We start from the raw sequence: 15,689 nt of genomic DNA on the forward strand, positions 1-15,689 counted from the left end.
GCTATCCGGCATTTTGCACAGGAAAGGAATTACTCTTTGTCAGCCGGACTCAGGGTCACAGAAGACAGGTAGTTCAGCAGTGCGATATCGTTCTCGACGCCCAGTTTCATCATCGCTGATTTCTTCTGGCTGCTGATGGTTTTGATGCTGCGGTTCAGCTTCTTGGCGATTTCGGTCACCAGGAAACCTTCGGCAAACAGACGCAGCACTTCACTCTCTTTTGGTGAGAGGCGCTTGTCTCCATAACCGCCCGCGCTGATTTTCTCCAGCAAACGGGAAACGCTTTCCGGCGTAAATTTTTTCCCTTTCTGCAGCGCCGCGAGCGCTTTCGGCAGGTCGGTCGGCGCGCCCTGTTTCAGGACGATCCCTTCGATATCCAGATCCAGTACCGCGCTCAGAATCGCCGGGTTGTTGTTCATGGTAAGAACAATAATCGACAGGCTCGGGAAATGACGCTTGATGTATTTGATTAACGTGATCCCATCACCGTACTTGTCGCCCGGCATAGAGAGATCGGTAATCAATACGTGTGCATCCAGTTTAGGCAGATTGTTAATCAGTGCTGTGGAGTCTTCAAATTCGCCGACAACATTCACCCACTCGATTTGTTCAAGTGACTTGCGAATACCGAACAGTACAATCGGATGGTCATCGGCAATAATTACGTTCATATTGTTCATGTATAAGGCTACCTTGCTACAGCAAGCTCTTGACGTAGGCGTCAATGTCGCTGATGTATTTTTCTATTCCTGGAGCATCTTTCTCGCGAATAAGATGTTCCAGCGTTTCACATAACTGCTTGCCGGGTACCAGATTTAGCATGGCAAACACGCCTTTCAGGCGGTGAGCCGTTTGGGCTAGCGCAGCAAAATCGCTGGTTGCCGCCTCAGTATACAACCTCTTAACATCATCCGGTACTGTGTCTACAAATAGCGCGTAATAACCGCTGGCATGAAGTTCGGCATTTTCATCGCCGCCCAGGGGGGATTCCGGAATATCTTCCTGCGCCAGCTGTTCTTCTATTAGTTGTAGTACAGCTTCCTGCATAGCATTACTCATATTAAAGTTGACGCGAAGCTGGCCGGGGCCTATTTTCCGCACGCCTGACTCATCATCGCTTAAAAGCAAGCCGGAAGCAGTAAGATTAGACGGATTATCCGTTAAAAAGAGATCATATTCTTGACTTATGAGTCTTTCGTCCGGCGTGATGCAGGTGGCTCCCCAGTTTTCTAACTGGCGAAGCACGATGGTGCGAATCTCGTTAGAGGTCACGTCAATCATTACGCTGACATCATCCAGCAGACGCTCCTCGTCTTCTACATGCTGATCCAACGGCGTCATTTTAACATGGACCGTATAGCGTGTACCCAGCGTATCTCGCGCTTTGATATTCAAATGTCCGCCCAGCTTGCGCGCCAGTTGATCGCACAACCAGAAGGTGAGGGGATTCGCTTTACCATACCGGTCTTTCTGCGTTTCGCTGATAAACGGGAAATGCAGATTATCGATTTCGCTCAGCGTCACGCCTTCACCGGTGTCCAGGATGCGGAAGGTTAAGCGCTCCGCCACGGATTCATCCTGATCAACTTCAAGCGTGATTTTGCCGATCTGGGTGGTGGTAACAGCATACTGCATCAACAGCATTAATATACGGCGCAACGCGTTACGGTCGCCATGGCGCTCGTCGTTAGCGTTCAGACGGTTGTTGATCAGCAGTTGCAGCCCTTTCCGCTTCATTGCCGGCAGGACTTCCGGCACCACTTCATCAATCAGCGTCTGCACCGAGAATCGGGTCGGTTCACTTTTCCAGGCATCGTTTTCCAGCATGTTCGCCAGCTGGATTTCATCAATCATGCGAACCAGCACGTCAGCCTGAGTGGCCAGCTTCTGCGAGTCGGGCGCTGCGACCTGAGCAATCTCGTCGGCCAGGGTTTTGACCGGCTCTTTCAGCGTATCGCTGATATTTTGCATGAAGGCGATGCGCCCCTGCTGATTTTTTTCATACAAGCGCTGCGCCTGTTTCAGTTTTTTATTCACCAGCACTTCACGATCCTGATCGCGGATGATGAAGATTTGGGTACGCGGCGCAACCTGACTGCGGAACAGGCGGATTTCGTACAGTTCGTTATTGATCGTCGCCTGGATCACCCCCTGATGCTGCTCTGCCATGCTGGTGATATTCTGCAGGTTCAGATGCGGCAGCAGATGGTCGGCAATTTTGTTGCTGATCACCGTTCGGTTGGCCTCCTGGTCGTGCACCAGCAATCCCAGCGGCAGCAGGGAAACGATCTCTTCATTGATGGCGCGTAGGATCCGCAACTCATTATTCGCCGCCGTGTTGGGCGCAACCTCTGTTGAACGTCCCGGCTGGTGACGGAAAGTGGTATAGCCAAACAGCGCCAGCGCAAGCAGACCGATATTCAGCAACAGCGGCAACAGAATATTTTGCAGGGTGTCGAGCAGCAATGTACCGAACGGCACCTGCCAGACAAGGCGCATATCCGTTGAATTCAGCGCAGATGAAATTTCAATTTTTGAACTGTTAAAACTGATGCTGACGCTGTCCGGCGACTCTTTCTCATTATTTCGCGTGGTCGCGGGCGTGGTATCCGGCTCAAGGCGGAAACTGTCCAGCGGCATACCGGGTGGGATGAGATCGTTGATCGGCAGGTCAAACGCGACCACGGTCGCCAGATGTCCCGGCTGGTTGAACGTGGTACGCAGGGTAAAATAGTGCCCGTTCTGCCATGCCAGACGCCGCAGCGAGGAGAAGCTCTCCCGCTCGTCCAGCGCGTTGGCCTGCTGAAGCATCTCCGCCCGACGGGAGTCGACGATATTGCCAATAGTGGATTCTTTAAATCCGGACGAGAGGTCTTTCAGCGGCAGCGTGGAGATGAGGATCAGACTGTTATCCTGACCATTGAGATAATACATTGACCACGGCACCGTTTCCGCCCCCCAGAGGGTGTCGAGATAGGTCGAAATGCGCTGGGTCATTTCCAGCGTGGCGCTGTCGTGCGAGCCAAAGATCAGCGCTTCCGTTTTACGGCGCGGTTTCTCGAGATAGTAAACATCCTGCTTCAGCCGTGTTTCCTGCAATCCTTCGCCAGTGGAAGGGCTGGTGGAGGCGGCAATGTTGTCATAGATTTGCCAGGTCACGTACCGCCAGGTATCCACCCTTTTATGGATAGCATGGGTAATGTCGACAATCTGATAGCTCTTATCTTTCAGCCATGCGTTCACCGCGCTCTGCACCATTACCCCCATCGTCACCAACAGTACGATGATCAGTAATAAAAAGAAGCGGGTGATGCTTCCTGGCAGGAGGGAGAAGCGGGATGTAGCCGTGGTTTCAGACTGACTCATTCGTGGTTATGACCTGTAAAGCAACGCAAAGGTGATAGGGCAGTATAAAGGCTACGCCGTAGATTTCCACACTCTCGTCGCGTCGGATGAACAGCGCTATTCACGGAATATACGGGAAACGAACGGCTTGCGTTAAACGTGTACAACCCGACAGGCGTCGTACAAATATCACCCGATGCTGTGCGATAAATAGCACTATTTAACAAGAAAATGTTTATGAATATCATTCAGGAAATAAACGAAGCGGAATGATTGATTGTGGTGATTGTTTTTATGCGGTAGCACATAAACAGAAAGAGAGTGTAAAGAAAAGTAAAAAAAAACCGAATGCGAAGCATCCGGTTGAAATAGGGGTAAACAGACATTCAGAAATGAATGACGGTAATAAATAAAGTTAATGATGATAGCGAGATTATTTTAGTTGTGAGTGACGATTTTGTTTTGTCATTCAGTGCTATGTTTTATTTGTCTATATTTTATTGTATTTAAAGGGTTTTTATTATTTCTTGTACATTTGTGCTTATTTCTTGACTTTCAGAGCGATATAAAAAGTTCCTTCTTATTAATGTTTTGAAACATCTATATGGATATCTGAAACATCTTAAAAGTTTTAGTATCATATTCGTGTTGGATTATTCTGCATTTTTGCGGAGAATGAACTTGCCGACTGGTTAATGAGGGTTAATCAGTATGCAGTGGCATAAAAAAGCAAATAAAGGCATATAACAGAGGGTTAATAACATGAAAGTTAAAGTACTGTCCCTCCTGGTACCGGCTCTGCTGGTAGCAGGCGCAGCAAATGCGGCTGAAATTTATAATAAAGACGGCAACAAATTAGACCTGTTTGGTAAAGTAGACGGTCTGCACTATTTCTCCGATGACAACAGCGCTGACGGCGACCAGACCTACATGCGTATCGGCTTCAAAGGCGAAACGCAGGTAAACGATCAGATCACCGGCTACGGCCAGTGGGAGTATCAGATCCAGGGCAACGCGCCTGAAAACGAAAACAACTCCTGGACCCGTGTGGCGTTTGCTGGGGTTAAATTTGGCGATGCGGGTTCTTTCGACTACGGTCGTAACTACGGCGTGGCGTATGACGTCACCTCCTGGACTGACGTACTGCCGGAATTCGGCGGTGACACCTACGGTTCTGACAACTTCATGCAGCAACGTGGTAACGGCTTCGCGACCTACCGTAACACTGACTTTTTCGGTCTGGTTGATGGCCTGAACGTTGCGGTTCAGTACCAGGGTAAAAACGGCAGCCCGTCCGGCGAAGGTATGACCGGCATTACTAACAATGGTCGTGAAGCCCTGCGCCAGAACGGCGACGGCGTTGGCGGTTCTGTCACTTACGATCTGGGCGAAGGCTTCGGTCTGGGTGCGGCAGTCACCAGCTCCAAACGTACGGATGAGCAGAACAACGGCATTTACATTGGTAACGGCGATCGTGCTGAAACCTACACCGGCGGCCTGAAATACGACGCCAACAACATCTACCTGGCGGCACAGTACACCCAGACTTACAACGCAACGCGTGCGGGCGACATTGGCTGGGCAAACAAAGCGCAGAACTTTGAAGTGGTTGCGCAGTATCAGTTCGACTTCGGCCTGCGTCCGTCCGTGGCTTACCTGCAGTCCAAAGGCAAAAACCTGGGAACTGTTAACGGCCGTAACTACGACGACGAAGATCTGCTGAAATACGTTGATGTGGGCGCGACTTACTACTTCAACAAAAACATGTCCACCTATGTTGATTACAAAATCAACCTGCTGGACGACAATGACTTCACCCGCGCTGCTGGTATCGGTACTGACGATATCGTCGCACTGGGTCTGGTTTACCAGTTCTAAGGTCATTTCATGACGACAAAAGGCCCTGCGGGGCCTTTTTTTATGGACTTTTCGCGGCGTACAGTCGGGCGTTTTTAGTGTAACCTTGCGCAATTTCGCAGAAGGACAATCACCAATGGAAATTTCTTTTGCGCGGATGGCCCTCCTTGCCGCCACGCTTTTTTTTACCGGGTGCGATAGCGCGCCTGACGCGACGCAGGTTCCCGCATCGGCGCCGGTGATGCTTGAAGGTAAAACCATGGGCACCTTCTGGCGCGTGAGCGTGGTCGATATAGACGCCGCGCGCGCAGAGAAACTGCGTAACCGGATCCAGGCGCAACTGGATGCTGACGATCGGCTTCTCTCGACGTATAAAAATGATTCCGCGTTGATGCGCTTTAACCACACCAAAAGCCTCACGCCCTGGCCAGTTAGCGAGGCGATGGCGGACATCATCACCACTTCGCTGCGTATTGGCGACAAAACCCTGGGGGCGATGGACATTACCGTCGGTCCGCTGGTGAATCTCTGGGGATTTGGTCCGGACAAACAGCCGGTGCAGGTACCCACTCAGGCGCAGATCGATGCGGCGAAGGCGAAAACGGGACTCCAGCACCTGACGGTGATTAATCAGGCGCATCAGCAGTACCTGCAAAAAGATCTGCCGGATCTGTATGTTGATTTGTCCACGGTGGGGGAGGGCTATGCGGCGGATCATCTGGCGCGGCTGATGGAGCAGGAAGGCATCGCGCGTTATCTGGTTTCCGTTGGCGGAGCGTTAAACAGTCGCGGTATGAACGCCGAAGGGCGTCCGTGGCGGGTAGCGATCCAGAAACCGACCGATCGCGAAAACGCCGTTCAGGCGGTGGTGGACATTAATGGTCATGGCATCAGCACCTCCGGCAGTTATCGCAACTATTATGAAGTGGACGGTAAGCGGCTTTCGCATGTTATCGATCCGCAGACTGGCCGCCCCATTGAACATAATCTGGTTTCGGTCACGGTTATCGCCCCGACGGCGCTGGAAGCGGACGGCTGGGACACCGGGTTGATGGTGCTCGGCGCCGAGAAAGCGAAAGAAGTCGTGCGCCGAGAAGGGCTGGCGGTGTACATGATCACCAAAGAGGGCGAGGACTTTAAAACCTGGATGTCGCCACAGTTTTCCGCCTTTCTGATCGGTGAACAAAATTAAACAGCAAGATTGCGGGTTTTTGCGAAAGGGCTTTCGAACATACTGTCGTTAAGCAGGCACTATGCCAGGAGCCTGGCCCAATAGACGATGTCATTTGCCATTTTGCCTCCGGCAGTGCTCAGAATCCTCCCGTACGCCGTGTACGCTCCGGTTCTTCCGCGCTGTCCGTGTTGAAACTCTGCCACAATGACGTCTCTTAGGTTAGGCTCTTATTTAAGGAGTCCCGTATGAAACCGAATCTGTCGAACAATCCTGATGAATGCTGGCAGGCTGTGCTCGCACGCAGCGCTGCCGCTGACGGCCAGTTTGTCTTTGCGGTACAGACCACCGGCATTTTTTGTCGGCCATCCTGCAGCGCTAAGCACGCGTTGCGTAAAAACGTGCGCTTTTTTCCCGATGCGCAGGCCGCGTTATCGGCAGGGTTTCGTCCCTGTAAGCGCTGTCAGCCGGATAAAGCCCATCCCCGGCAGCACCGACTGGATAACATCACCCGCGCCTGCCAGTTGCTGGAGCAGGATAACCCCATCACGCTGGCGGCGCTGGCACAGCAAGTGGCAATGAGCCCGTACCATTTTCACCGCCTGTTCAAGGCCGCCACCGGCATGACGCCGAAAGCCTGGCAGCAGGCCTGGCGCGCGCGTCGGTTACGCGACGCGCTGGGCAAAGGGGAGAGCGTCACGCAGGCGATTCTCGACGCCGGTTTCCCTGACAGTAGCAGCTATTACCGTCACGCCGATACGGCGCTGGGGATGACGGCAACGCAGTTTCGCCGCGGCGGTGAACGGCTGACGGTTCGCTATACGCTTGCAGACTGCGCGCTGGGGCGCTGCCTGGTGGCGGAAAGCGAACGCGGGATCTGCGCAATCTTGCTGGGTGATGACGACGCAGGTTTGATCGCCGAACTGCGCGCGCTGTTCCCGTCGGCGCGCGGCGAACCGGCTGATGAGGCGTTTCACCAGCGTGTGCGTCAGGTGATCGCCAGTATTGACGGGCGCGATGTGCCGCTATCGCTGCCGCTGGATATTCAGGGCACGGCTTTTCAGCAGCAGGTCTGGCAGGCGCTGCGCGCCATTCCTTGTGGTGAAACGGTCAGTTATCAGCAACTGGCCGCCGCGCTCGGCAAACCGAAAGCAGTACGCGCCGTTGCCAGCGCCTGCGGGGCGAACAAACTGGCGATCGTCATTCCTTGCCATCGGGTGGTGCGCGGCGATGGCGCGCTTTCGGGCTATCGCTGGGGGGTAACGCGCAAAGCGCAACTGCTGCGGCGGGAGTCATCAGATAAGGAGTCATAATGCTCGATCTGTTTGCCGATTCACAACCCTGGCAGGAGCCGCTGGCGCCCGGCGCAACAATCCTGCGCCGTTTTGCCTTCAGCGCGGCGCAGAGGTTAATGCTGGATATCGACGCGGTGGCCAGCCGTTCGCCGTTTCGCCAGATGGTCACGCCCGGCGGTTACACCATGTCGGTGGCGATGACCAACTGCGGACAACTGGGCTGGACCACCGATCGACGCGGCTATGTCTATTCCTCTATTGATCCACTCACTGGTCACGCCTGGCCGCCCTTTCCGGCATCGTTTGTCGAACTTTGCCGGCGGGCGGCGACGGCGGCGGGCTATACGGATTTCCAGCCGGACGCCTGCCTGATCAACCGCTACGCGCCTGGCGCGAAGCTGTCGCTGCATCAGGATAAAGACGAGCCGGATTTGCGCGCGCCGATTGTCTCGGTGTCGCTGGGCCTGCCTGCCATTTTTCAGTTCGGCGGCCTGAAGCGCAGCGATCCGCTGAAACGCCTCATGCTGGAACATGGTGATGTGGTGGTATGGGGGGGCGAATCGCGGCTGTTTTATCATGGCATTCAACCGCTGAAGGACGGGCTTCACCCGTTAACCGGAAACTGCCGCTACAATCTCACCTTTCGTCAGGCGAGTAAAAAAGAATAAAAATAAGAATTATTATTGCCGATCGCGTTGAGATGTTTAAACTGCGGGCAGTTATTCCTTGTCCGGGTAGTCTTAATGCAACTCCTTCTTCTTGTCTGGCGGCAGTATCGCTGGCCATTTATCGGCGTGATGGCGCTCAGCCTCGCCAGCGCCGCGTTAGGTATCGGGCTGATTGCCTTTATTAATCAGCGGCTGATCGAAACGGCGGATACGTCGCTCCTGGTGTTACCGGAATTCCTCGGTTTATTACTGTTGCTGATGGCGGTAACGCTGGGTTCGCAGCTGGCGTTAACCACCCTCGGCCATCACTTTGTCTATCGTCTGCGCAGTGAGTTCATCAAGCGTATTCTGGATACCCACGTCGAGCGCATCGAACAGCTCGGTAGCGCGTCGTTGCTGGCCGGACTGACCAGCGATATCCGTAACATTACTATCGCTTTTGTGCGTCTGCCGGAGCTGGTACAGGGGATTATCCTCACCGTGGGGTCCGCGGCATATCTGGCAACGCTGTCGACCAAAATGCTGCTGGTGACCGCAATCTGGATGGCGATCACCATCTGGGGCGGATTCGTGCTTGTTGCGCGGGTCTACCGACATATGGCGACGCTGCGTGAGACGGAAGATAAGCTGTACAACGACTATCAGACGGTGCTGGAAGGGCGCAAGGAGCTGACCCTCAACCGCGAGCGGGCCGAACAGATCTTTAATCATCTGTACGTGCCGGACGCGCGGGAGTATCGCCACCATATTATTCGCGCCGATACGTTCCATCTGAGTGCAGTGAACTGGTCGAATATTATGATGCTCGGCGCCATTGGCCTGGTGTTCTGGATGGCGAATAGTCTTGGCTGGGCGGATACCAACGTCGCGGCCACGTATTCGCTGACGCTGCTGTTCCTGCGTACGCCGCTGCTGTCGGCGGTAGGGGCATTGCCGACGCTGCTGACGGCTCAGGTGGCCTTTAACAAGCTGAACACATTCGCGCTGGCGCCGTTCAGAGCGGAATTTCCCCGTCCGCAGGCGTTCGCGGACTGGAAAACCCTCGAACTGCGCGACGTCACCTTTCACTATCAGGACAACGCCTTTGCCGTGGGGCCAGTGAACCTTACCCTTCATCGCGGCGAACTGCTGTTTTTGATCGGCGGTAACGGCAGCGGCAAGTCGACGCTGGCGATGTTGCTGACGGGGCTGTACCAGCCGCAGTCCGGCGAAATTCTGCTCGACGGCAAGCCACTATCCGCAGAGAAACCGGAAGATTACCGTAAGCTGTTTTCGGCGGTATTTACTGACGTCTGGTTGTTTGATCAACTGCTTGGTCCGGAAGGCAAACCGGCAGATCCGGCGCTGGTTGAGAAGTGGCTCGCGCACCTGAAAATGGCGCACAAGCTGGAACTGCGCGACGGGCGGATCCTGAATCTTAAACTGTCAAAAGGGCAAAAAAAGCGCGTGGCGCTGCTGCTGGCGCTGGCGGAAGAGCGGGACATCATTCTGCTTGATGAATGGGCGGCTGACCAGGACCCGCACTTTCGCCGCGAATTTTATCAGGTGCTGCTGCCGCTGATGCAGGAGATGGGGAAAACCATTTTCGCCATTAGCCACGACGATCACTACTTTGTACACGCCGACCGCCTGCTGGAAATGCGTAACGGTCAACTGAGCGAGCTGGTGGGCGATGAGCGCGACGCTGCGTCGCGTGATGCGGTGGCGCGTACCGCCTGAAGCTGACAACCGTTCGCCCGATGGCCCTGCGCACGTCGGGTGAGCGGATTGTCGCCTGCCGTTTTTTTATCCGTCCGCTAATGCCGTTTATTGTTATTTACATCATCTCGCACCATGCTTAATGGCAACTCGTATCATGGATTTATGATTAATGTCTGTAAAAACCAAAAACAGCGCAAGGCTGCGCGATGAAGAACGTGCGCGCCTGATCTGGCTTCTCACGACCGACAAAGCGGTCGTTTCCACCTTACTGGGCAAACTCACCCTGGCTGAGCAATATGATGTCGGTACGCTTGCCGACGATATTGCTGAGGTAGGCGCTCTGGTCGCCCATCTGCCGCCGCCGGATTTGGCGGATACCCTTGAAGCGCTGCCATCAGAGGAACGCCACGCGCTGTGGCACCTGGTTGATAAGGCAAAGCGCGGTTACGTGCTGCTAGAAGCGTCGGAAAGCGTCTGGGATGACCTGATCGACGAAATGACCGACAGGGAACTGCTCGATGCCCTGCAATATCTGGACATTGACGAACAGATCTATCTGGTGCAGCACCTGCCGAGAAACCTGACCGGACGACTGCTGGCGTCATTACCGGCGGACGAGCGCGCCCGCGTGCGCCAGGTGATGCATTACGAAAAGAACCGCGTCGGCGCGATCATGGAGTTCGAGGTCATTACCGTGCGTCCCGACGTGACTCTGCAGGCGGTGCAGCGTTATTTGCGTCGGCTGGGCAAGATGCCTGAGAACACCGACAAACTGTTCGTCACCCGTCGCGATAAAACGCTGGTTGGGGAGTTGTCCCTGACCTGCATTTTACTCAACGACGTACAGCGCCAGGTCAGCGAGGTCATGGATAACGATCCCCTGACCTTTGAGCCGGAAGATATCGCGGAAAACGCGGCGCGCACGTTTGAACGTGACAACCTGGTCAGCGCGGCGGTGGTGGATCCCGCCGGCAAGCTGATGGGGCGTTTAACCATTGATGAGATCGTCGATGTGGTGTACGAAGAAACCGACAGCGATCTCCGGCGGATGGGGGGGCTGAGCGCCGAGGAAGACGTCTTTGCCCCAGTGCCGAAAGCGGTAAAAACGCGCTGGGCGTGGTTGGCTGTCAACCTCTGTACGGCGTTCATCGCCTCGCGGGTCATCGATGGGTTTGAACATACCATCTCGCAGCTGGTGGCGCTGGCCTCGCTGATGCCTATCGTTGCCGGGATAGGCGGTAATACCGGCAATCAGACCATCACCATGATCGTCCGCGCGCTGGCGTTGCAGAACATTCAGCCCGGTAACCTGAGCTTTTTGATCCTGCGTGAAATGGGCGTCGCGCTGGTGAATGGTCTCGTCTGGGGCGGGATTATGGGCGGCATCACCTGGTGGTTGTATGACGACATGGCGCTCGGCGGCGTGATGACCCTGGCGATGGTGCTCAACCTGCTGGTGGCGGCGCTGATGGGGGTCATCATCCCTATGACGATGGTCAGGCTCGGGCGCGACCCGGCGGTCGGCTCGAGCGTCATGATTACCGCGATTACCGATACCGGCGGCTTCTTTATTTTTCTTGGGCTGGCGACGCTGTTTCTTCTGTAGCGCGTTTTTTACTTCTGATAACGCGCGGAAACAGGCCCATCGCCAGCACACCGGCAACCACGCCAATCGCCAGGTTGTCGGTAGAAACCGTTGCGCCCACGGTGACCAGCATCACCAGCGTTTCTGTGACGGGCAGAGTTGACAGCGTGCTGGGCTGAATGCTGTGCCAGCTAAAGGTTTTTACCGCCACAATCACCATGATCCCCGCCAGCACCGACATGGGGATTTTTGCCATCACCTCGCTCAGAGCCGTAACCAGCAGAAGCAACACCACACCCGCGGCGAAAGTCGATACGCGGCTGCGTCCTTTCCCCATCTCAACGTTGACGATGGTCTGGCCGATCATCGCGCAGCCTGCGATCCCGCCGTAAAAACCGGCGCAGATATTGGCGATGCCCAGACCGGCGCTTTCGCGATTTTTGTTTGACGGCGTGACCGTCAGGTCGTCGACCAGCTTCGCGGTCAGCAGCGACTCCATCAGACCGACAAACGCGATGCTCAGCGCGCACGGCCAGATAATGGTCAGCGTATCCAGATTCAGCGGCACCCGCAGTTGCGTCAGTCCGGGGAGTCCGCCGCTCATTGAGCCTTCATCGCCCACTGTCGGCAGGATCTGACCGGTGGTCACCGTAAACACCGTCAATAACACAATGGCGATCAGCGGCGCGGGAACGCTTTTGATAAACCGCGGCGCCCACAGCACGATCAACAGTGTCAGGGCAAACAATCCCCAGATTAACGGGCTTTTACTCCAGAAATGGGGAACCTGGGCGAAGAAAATTAAAATACCGAGGGCGTTGACAAAGCCGGTCATCACCGCAGAGGGGATAAAGCGCATCAGACGCGCCATACCGGTCACGCCGAACAGGATTTGAATCAACCCGGCCAGAATGACCGCAGGCAGGATGTATCCCACGCCGTGCTGATGCACCATCGGACCAATTACCAGCGCCACGGAGCCTGCGGCGGCGGTTACCATCGCCGGACGACCGCCGAGTACCGACATCGCCAGGCACAGCACCACCGAGGCGATCAGGCTGACTTTCGGATCAACGCCAGCGATAACGGAAAAGGAAATCACTTCGGGGATCAGCGCCAGCGCGGTGATCACGCCCGCCAGCGTTTCGCGCGCCAGCAGGCGTGGCGAGCGCATGACACCGCTGACGGTGTTGTCTGCCGCGACGGCAGAAGAAGGGGTTACAGACATAAATACTCTCAGGTCGGAAATGGCCTGATAACAGCAGACCGACTGGCGTCCGTGCGATGGAAACAAAGCGTCGCATAGTACCTGCCTGGCGCGCGAGTTTCCAGAAAATCTTGTGAATATCCTTATAAAAAATCAACGTATTAATAACATCTTTAAAATCTTAATATAATTTATAAACAATATTTAAATCTTATTGTTGAAATGTTAACGTTGATGCCGCTCGATTTTCACCTGCAAAAAGCAAAAAAACGATACTAAAAGTAAGGCATTACAATATGAAAAAAGTGACTGCCATGCTCTTCTCAATGGCCGTGGGGCTGAATGCTGTCTCTATGGCGGCAAAAGCGAAAGCGACGGAAGAGCAGGAAACGGACGTGCTGCTGATTGGCGGCGGCATCATGAGCGCCACATTAGGAACCTATCTGCAAGAACTGGAACCTGACTGGTCGATGACCATGGTGGAACGCCTTGACGGCGTGGCGCAGGAAAGCTCGAACGGCTGGAATAACGCCGGCACCGGGCACTCGGCGCTGATGGAGTTGAACTATACGCCTAAGAAAGCCGACGGCAGCATCAGTACCGAAAAGGCAGTTGAAATTAATGAAGCCTTCCAGATTTCCCGTCAGTTCTGGGCGCATCAGGTGAAGAACAACGTTCTGCACGATCCGCGCTCCTTTATCACCACCGTCCCGCACATGAGCTTTGTCTGGGGAGATGAGAACGTCAACTTCCTGCGTGCCCGCTACGCCGCGCTACAGCAGAGCACGCTGTTCCGTGGAATGCGCTATTCCGAAGATCATGCGCAGATTAAAGAGTGGGCGCCGCTGGTGATGGAAGGGCGTGACCCGAACCAGAAAGTGGCCGCCACGCGTACCGAAATTGGTACGGACGTCAACTATGGTGAAATCACGCGACAGCTGGTGGCCTCGCTGCAGGAAAAGCCTAACTTTGCGCTGGAGCTGAATACAGAAGTGCGCGGCTTTAAACGCAACAGCGACAACACCTGGACGGTTACCGTCGCGGATCTGAATAAGGGTGAAGCGGAACATCAGATTAAAGCGAAGTTTGTCTTTATTGGCGCAGGCGGTGCGGCGCTGAAGCTGCTGCAGGAAACAGGTATTCCTGAAGCTAAAGACTATGCTGGTTTCCCGGTGGGCGGCCAGTTCCTGGTTGCGGAGAATCCGGACGTGGTGAATCGCCACCTGGCGAAAGTATACGGTCAGGCTTCCGTTGGCGCACCGCCGATGTCCGTCCCGCATATCGATACCCGCGTGCTGGACGGTAAGCGCGTGGTGCTGTTCGGGCCGTTCGCCACTTTCTCGACAAAATTCCTGAAAAACGGCTCGCTGTGGGATCTGCTAAGCTCCACCACCACCTCGAACTTTATGCCGATGGTGAACGTTGGAATGGATAACTTCGATCTGGTGAAATACCTGATTAGCCAAGTGATGCTGAGCGACGACGATCGTTTTGAGGCACTAAAAGCGTATTATCCGCAGGCTAAAAAAGAAGACTGGCGTCTGTGGCAGGCGGGCCAGCGCGTGCAGATCATCAAGCGTGATGAAGACAAAGGTGGCGTACTGCGTCTGGGCACCGAAGTGGTGAGCGATAAAGAAGGAACCGTTGCGGCGCTGTTAGGCGCATCGCCGGGCGCCTCCACCGCAGCACCGATCATGCTGCACCTGATGGAAACGGTATTTAAAGACAAGGTGGCGACTCCGGAATGGCAGGCGAAGCTGAAGACGATTATTCCGTCTTATGGCACGAAACTGAACGGAAATGTGGCGGCAACGGAGCAGGAATTGCAGTACACCAGCGAAGTGCTTGGTCTGAAATACGATACGCCGCAGGCCGCGGACGTCGCGCCGAAACCCCAGCTAAAACCGCAGGCGCAACCGCAGCCCGTGCGTAAAGAAGTGGCGGATATCGCGCTTTAATCCCGAGTCGCGGTTGGCGCTGCGCTCATCCGGCCTGCAACGAAAATCCGTAGGCCGGATAAGGCGGTGCCGCCAGCCGATAAACCGTGCCTTAACGCGCTACCGCATCCTGAATTTTCTCTTCCGCTTTCCAGATACGGTACTTCACGTCGACGTTCGCCGGGGTATACACCACGATCGGCAGTTTGCTGTTATAGCGCAGCATCCCGTCGTCGCCCAGATAAGCGGTAACAAATTTTTTCTCTTTCTTACCGTCCGGGCAGGCCATCATAGTGGAAACCGGCGAGGTGAGTTTATCAAACACATAATAGTCATAGCCCCAGCCTTCCAGCGTCTTGCTGTCCAGTTCGCCGCCCAGGCGGTGCTGATTGCAGTCGACTTCCAGCGTCTGGCCAATCAGCAGTTCCACTTTCAGGGTAGATTCGTCTTCCTGATGGGGTAGCTGAATCACCTGGCGCTTCATGCCTTTTTCCGCCTGTGGATACGGCGCGATTTTTTCCAGTGGCTGTGGGCTGCTCTCCGTTGAGGCCGCCCAGGTGGCGGTACTGGCGAAGGCAGCGAACAGAACGGCAGGGACCATTGTCTTCATTTTTGAGTTCACAGGAGTTCCTTTTATGTCTTATGAACGGTTTTATGGTCAGGCTAACACATTTCTTTAATCAATAACTTCAGATTTACGTATTTTTAAAGTGTATTAACTCTTTGTTGGGTTTTAGGATGGTGATTTATTCTGAATAATTTAATGTGTATAAGATAAATCGCTATCATGAATTGTTGCTGTATAAAGTATTATATAACCCTTTGATTTGTGCGCAGAAGCACATTCTGACAAGCTTCTTTAACACTCTTTTGATCCGACCACCTGTTTTACCCCGATTGGGGTATGCACCTCTGACACATCC

General features: G+C 54.5%; 11 protein-coding genes. 7 read left to right on the forward strand and 4 right to left on the reverse strand.

The window, feature by feature from the left end; genetic code table 11:
- Nucleotides 1-29 precede the first annotated feature (29 nt).
- Nucleotides 30-680: a response regulator transcription factor RcsB gene (gene rcsB, locus JY391_RS07670; protein WP_042290573.1), complete on the reverse strand. Its 651-nt coding sequence runs from the start codon at nucleotides 678-680 to the stop codon at nucleotides 30-32.
- A 16-nt stretch (nucleotides 681-696) separates the two neighbouring features.
- On the reverse strand, nucleotides 697-3,366 hold the full coding sequence (gene rcsD / locus JY391_RS07675) for a phosphotransferase RcsD (RefSeq protein WP_060570136.1): 2,670 nt from the start codon (nucleotides 3,364-3,366) through the stop codon (nucleotides 697-699).
- A 741-nt stretch (nucleotides 3,367-4,107) separates the two neighbouring features.
- Here rcsD and JY391_RS07680 point away from each other — a divergent pair.
- From JY391_RS07680 to mgtE, 6 genes are all read left to right on the forward strand, one after another.
- Complete coding sequence (locus JY391_RS07680; RefSeq protein ID WP_211935496.1) at nucleotides 4,108-5,223, forward strand: porin OmpC; 1,116 nt, start codon at nucleotides 4,108-4,110, stop codon at nucleotides 5,221-5,223.
- A gap of 115 nt (nucleotides 5,224-5,338) precedes the next feature.
- Nucleotides 5,339-6,394, forward strand: coding sequence for an FAD:protein FMN transferase ApbE (gene apbE / locus JY391_RS07685; protein ID WP_199956664.1), 1,056 nt, complete (start codon nucleotides 5,339-5,341; stop codon nucleotides 6,392-6,394).
- Between the two features lie 227 nt (nucleotides 6,395-6,621).
- Nucleotides 6,622-7,686, forward strand: a complete 1,065-nt coding sequence (ada, locus tag JY391_RS07690) for a bifunctional DNA-binding transcriptional regulator/O6-methylguanine-DNA methyltransferase Ada (protein ID WP_060570138.1) — start codon at nucleotides 6,622-6,624, stop codon at nucleotides 7,684-7,686.
- The gene (gene alkB / locus JY391_RS07695; protein ID WP_211935497.1) at nucleotides 7,686-8,336 is read left to right on the forward strand and encodes a DNA oxidative demethylase AlkB; all 651 of its coding nucleotides are present in this window, start codon (nucleotides 7,686-7,688) and stop codon (nucleotides 8,334-8,336) included. The genes ada and alkB overlap by 1 nt, the downstream gene beginning before the upstream one ends.
- A 75-nt stretch (nucleotides 8,337-8,411) precedes the next feature.
- Complete coding sequence (locus JY391_RS07700) at nucleotides 8,412-10,055, forward strand: multidrug ABC transporter permease/ATP-binding protein (protein WP_211935498.1); 1,644 nt, start codon at nucleotides 8,412-8,414, stop codon at nucleotides 10,053-10,055.
- Nucleotides 10,056-10,206: 151 nt separating this feature from the next.
- Nucleotides 10,207-11,643 carry a magnesium transporter gene (mgtE, locus tag JY391_RS07705; protein ID WP_042290555.1) on the forward strand — a complete coding sequence of 479 codons (1,437 nt, stop codon included), beginning with the start codon at nucleotides 10,207-10,209 and terminating at the stop codon, nucleotides 11,641-11,643.
- Here mgtE and JY391_RS07710 read toward each other — a convergent pair.
- Complete coding sequence (locus JY391_RS07710) at nucleotides 11,606-12,850, reverse strand: SulP family inorganic anion transporter (protein WP_060570140.1); 1,245 nt, start codon at nucleotides 12,848-12,850, stop codon at nucleotides 11,606-11,608. The two genes, mgtE and JY391_RS07710, sit on opposite strands and share 38 nt — an antisense overlap.
- Nucleotides 12,851-13,125: 275 nt before the next feature.
- Here JY391_RS07710 and mqo point away from each other — a divergent pair, with 275 nt between their 5' ends.
- Nucleotides 13,126-14,787 (forward strand): malate dehydrogenase (quinone), encoded by a 1,662-nt coding sequence (gene mqo / locus JY391_RS07715; protein WP_211935499.1) that lies wholly within the window; start codon nucleotides 13,126-13,128, stop codon nucleotides 14,785-14,787.
- Nucleotides 14,788-14,878: 91 nt separating this feature from the next.
- Here mqo and eco read toward each other — a convergent pair whose 3' ends face one another.
- A complete protein-coding gene (gene eco / locus JY391_RS07720; protein WP_200034560.1) occupies nucleotides 14,879-15,376 on the reverse strand; it encodes a serine protease inhibitor ecotin in 498 nt (165 codons plus the stop codon).
- Nucleotides 15,377-15,689: the final 313 nt, after the last annotated feature.

Source organism: Citrobacter sedlakii (assembly GCF_018128425.1).
GTDB lineage: Bacteria > Pseudomonadota > Gammaproteobacteria > Enterobacterales > Enterobacteriaceae > Citrobacter_A > Citrobacter_A sedlakii.

What these genes read in the sequence shown, in the direction of transcription:
- JY391_RS07700 (WP_211935498.1), top strand. Translation starts at nt 8,412, where the DNA reads ATGCAACTCCTTCTTCTTGTCTGGCGGCAGTATCGCTGGCCATTTATC.
- apbE (WP_199956664.1), top strand. Translation starts at nt 5,339, where the DNA reads ATGGAAATTTCTTTTGCGCGGATGGCCCTCCTTGCCGCCACGCTTTTT.
- rcsB (WP_042290573.1), bottom strand. Translation starts at nt 680, where the DNA reads ATGAACAATATGAACGTAATTATTGCCGATGACCATCCGATTGTACTG.
- JY391_RS07710 (WP_060570140.1), bottom strand. Translation starts at nt 12,850, where the DNA reads ATGTCTGTAACCCCTTCTTCTGCCGTCGCGGCAGACAACACCGTCAGC.
- rcsD (WP_060570136.1), bottom strand. Translation starts at nt 3,366, where the DNA reads ATGAGTCAGTCTGAAACCACGGCTACATCCCGCTTCTCCCTCCTGCCA.
- eco (WP_200034560.1), bottom strand. Translation starts at nt 15,376, where the DNA reads ATGAAGACAATGGTCCCTGCCGTTCTGTTCGCTGCCTTCGCCAGTACC.
- alkB (WP_211935497.1), top strand. Translation starts at nt 7,686, where the DNA reads ATGCTCGATCTGTTTGCCGATTCACAACCCTGGCAGGAGCCGCTGGCG.
- ada (WP_060570138.1), top strand. Translation starts at nt 6,622, where the DNA reads ATGAAACCGAATCTGTCGAACAATCCTGATGAATGCTGGCAGGCTGTG.
- mqo (WP_211935499.1), top strand. Translation starts at nt 13,126, where the DNA reads ATGAAAAAAGTGACTGCCATGCTCTTCTCAATGGCCGTGGGGCTGAAT.
- JY391_RS07680 (WP_211935496.1), top strand. Translation starts at nt 4,108, where the DNA reads ATGAAAGTTAAAGTACTGTCCCTCCTGGTACCGGCTCTGCTGGTAGCA.
- mgtE (WP_042290555.1), top strand. Translation starts at nt 10,207, where the DNA reads ATGTCTGTAAAAACCAAAAACAGCGCAAGGCTGCGCGATGAAGAACGT.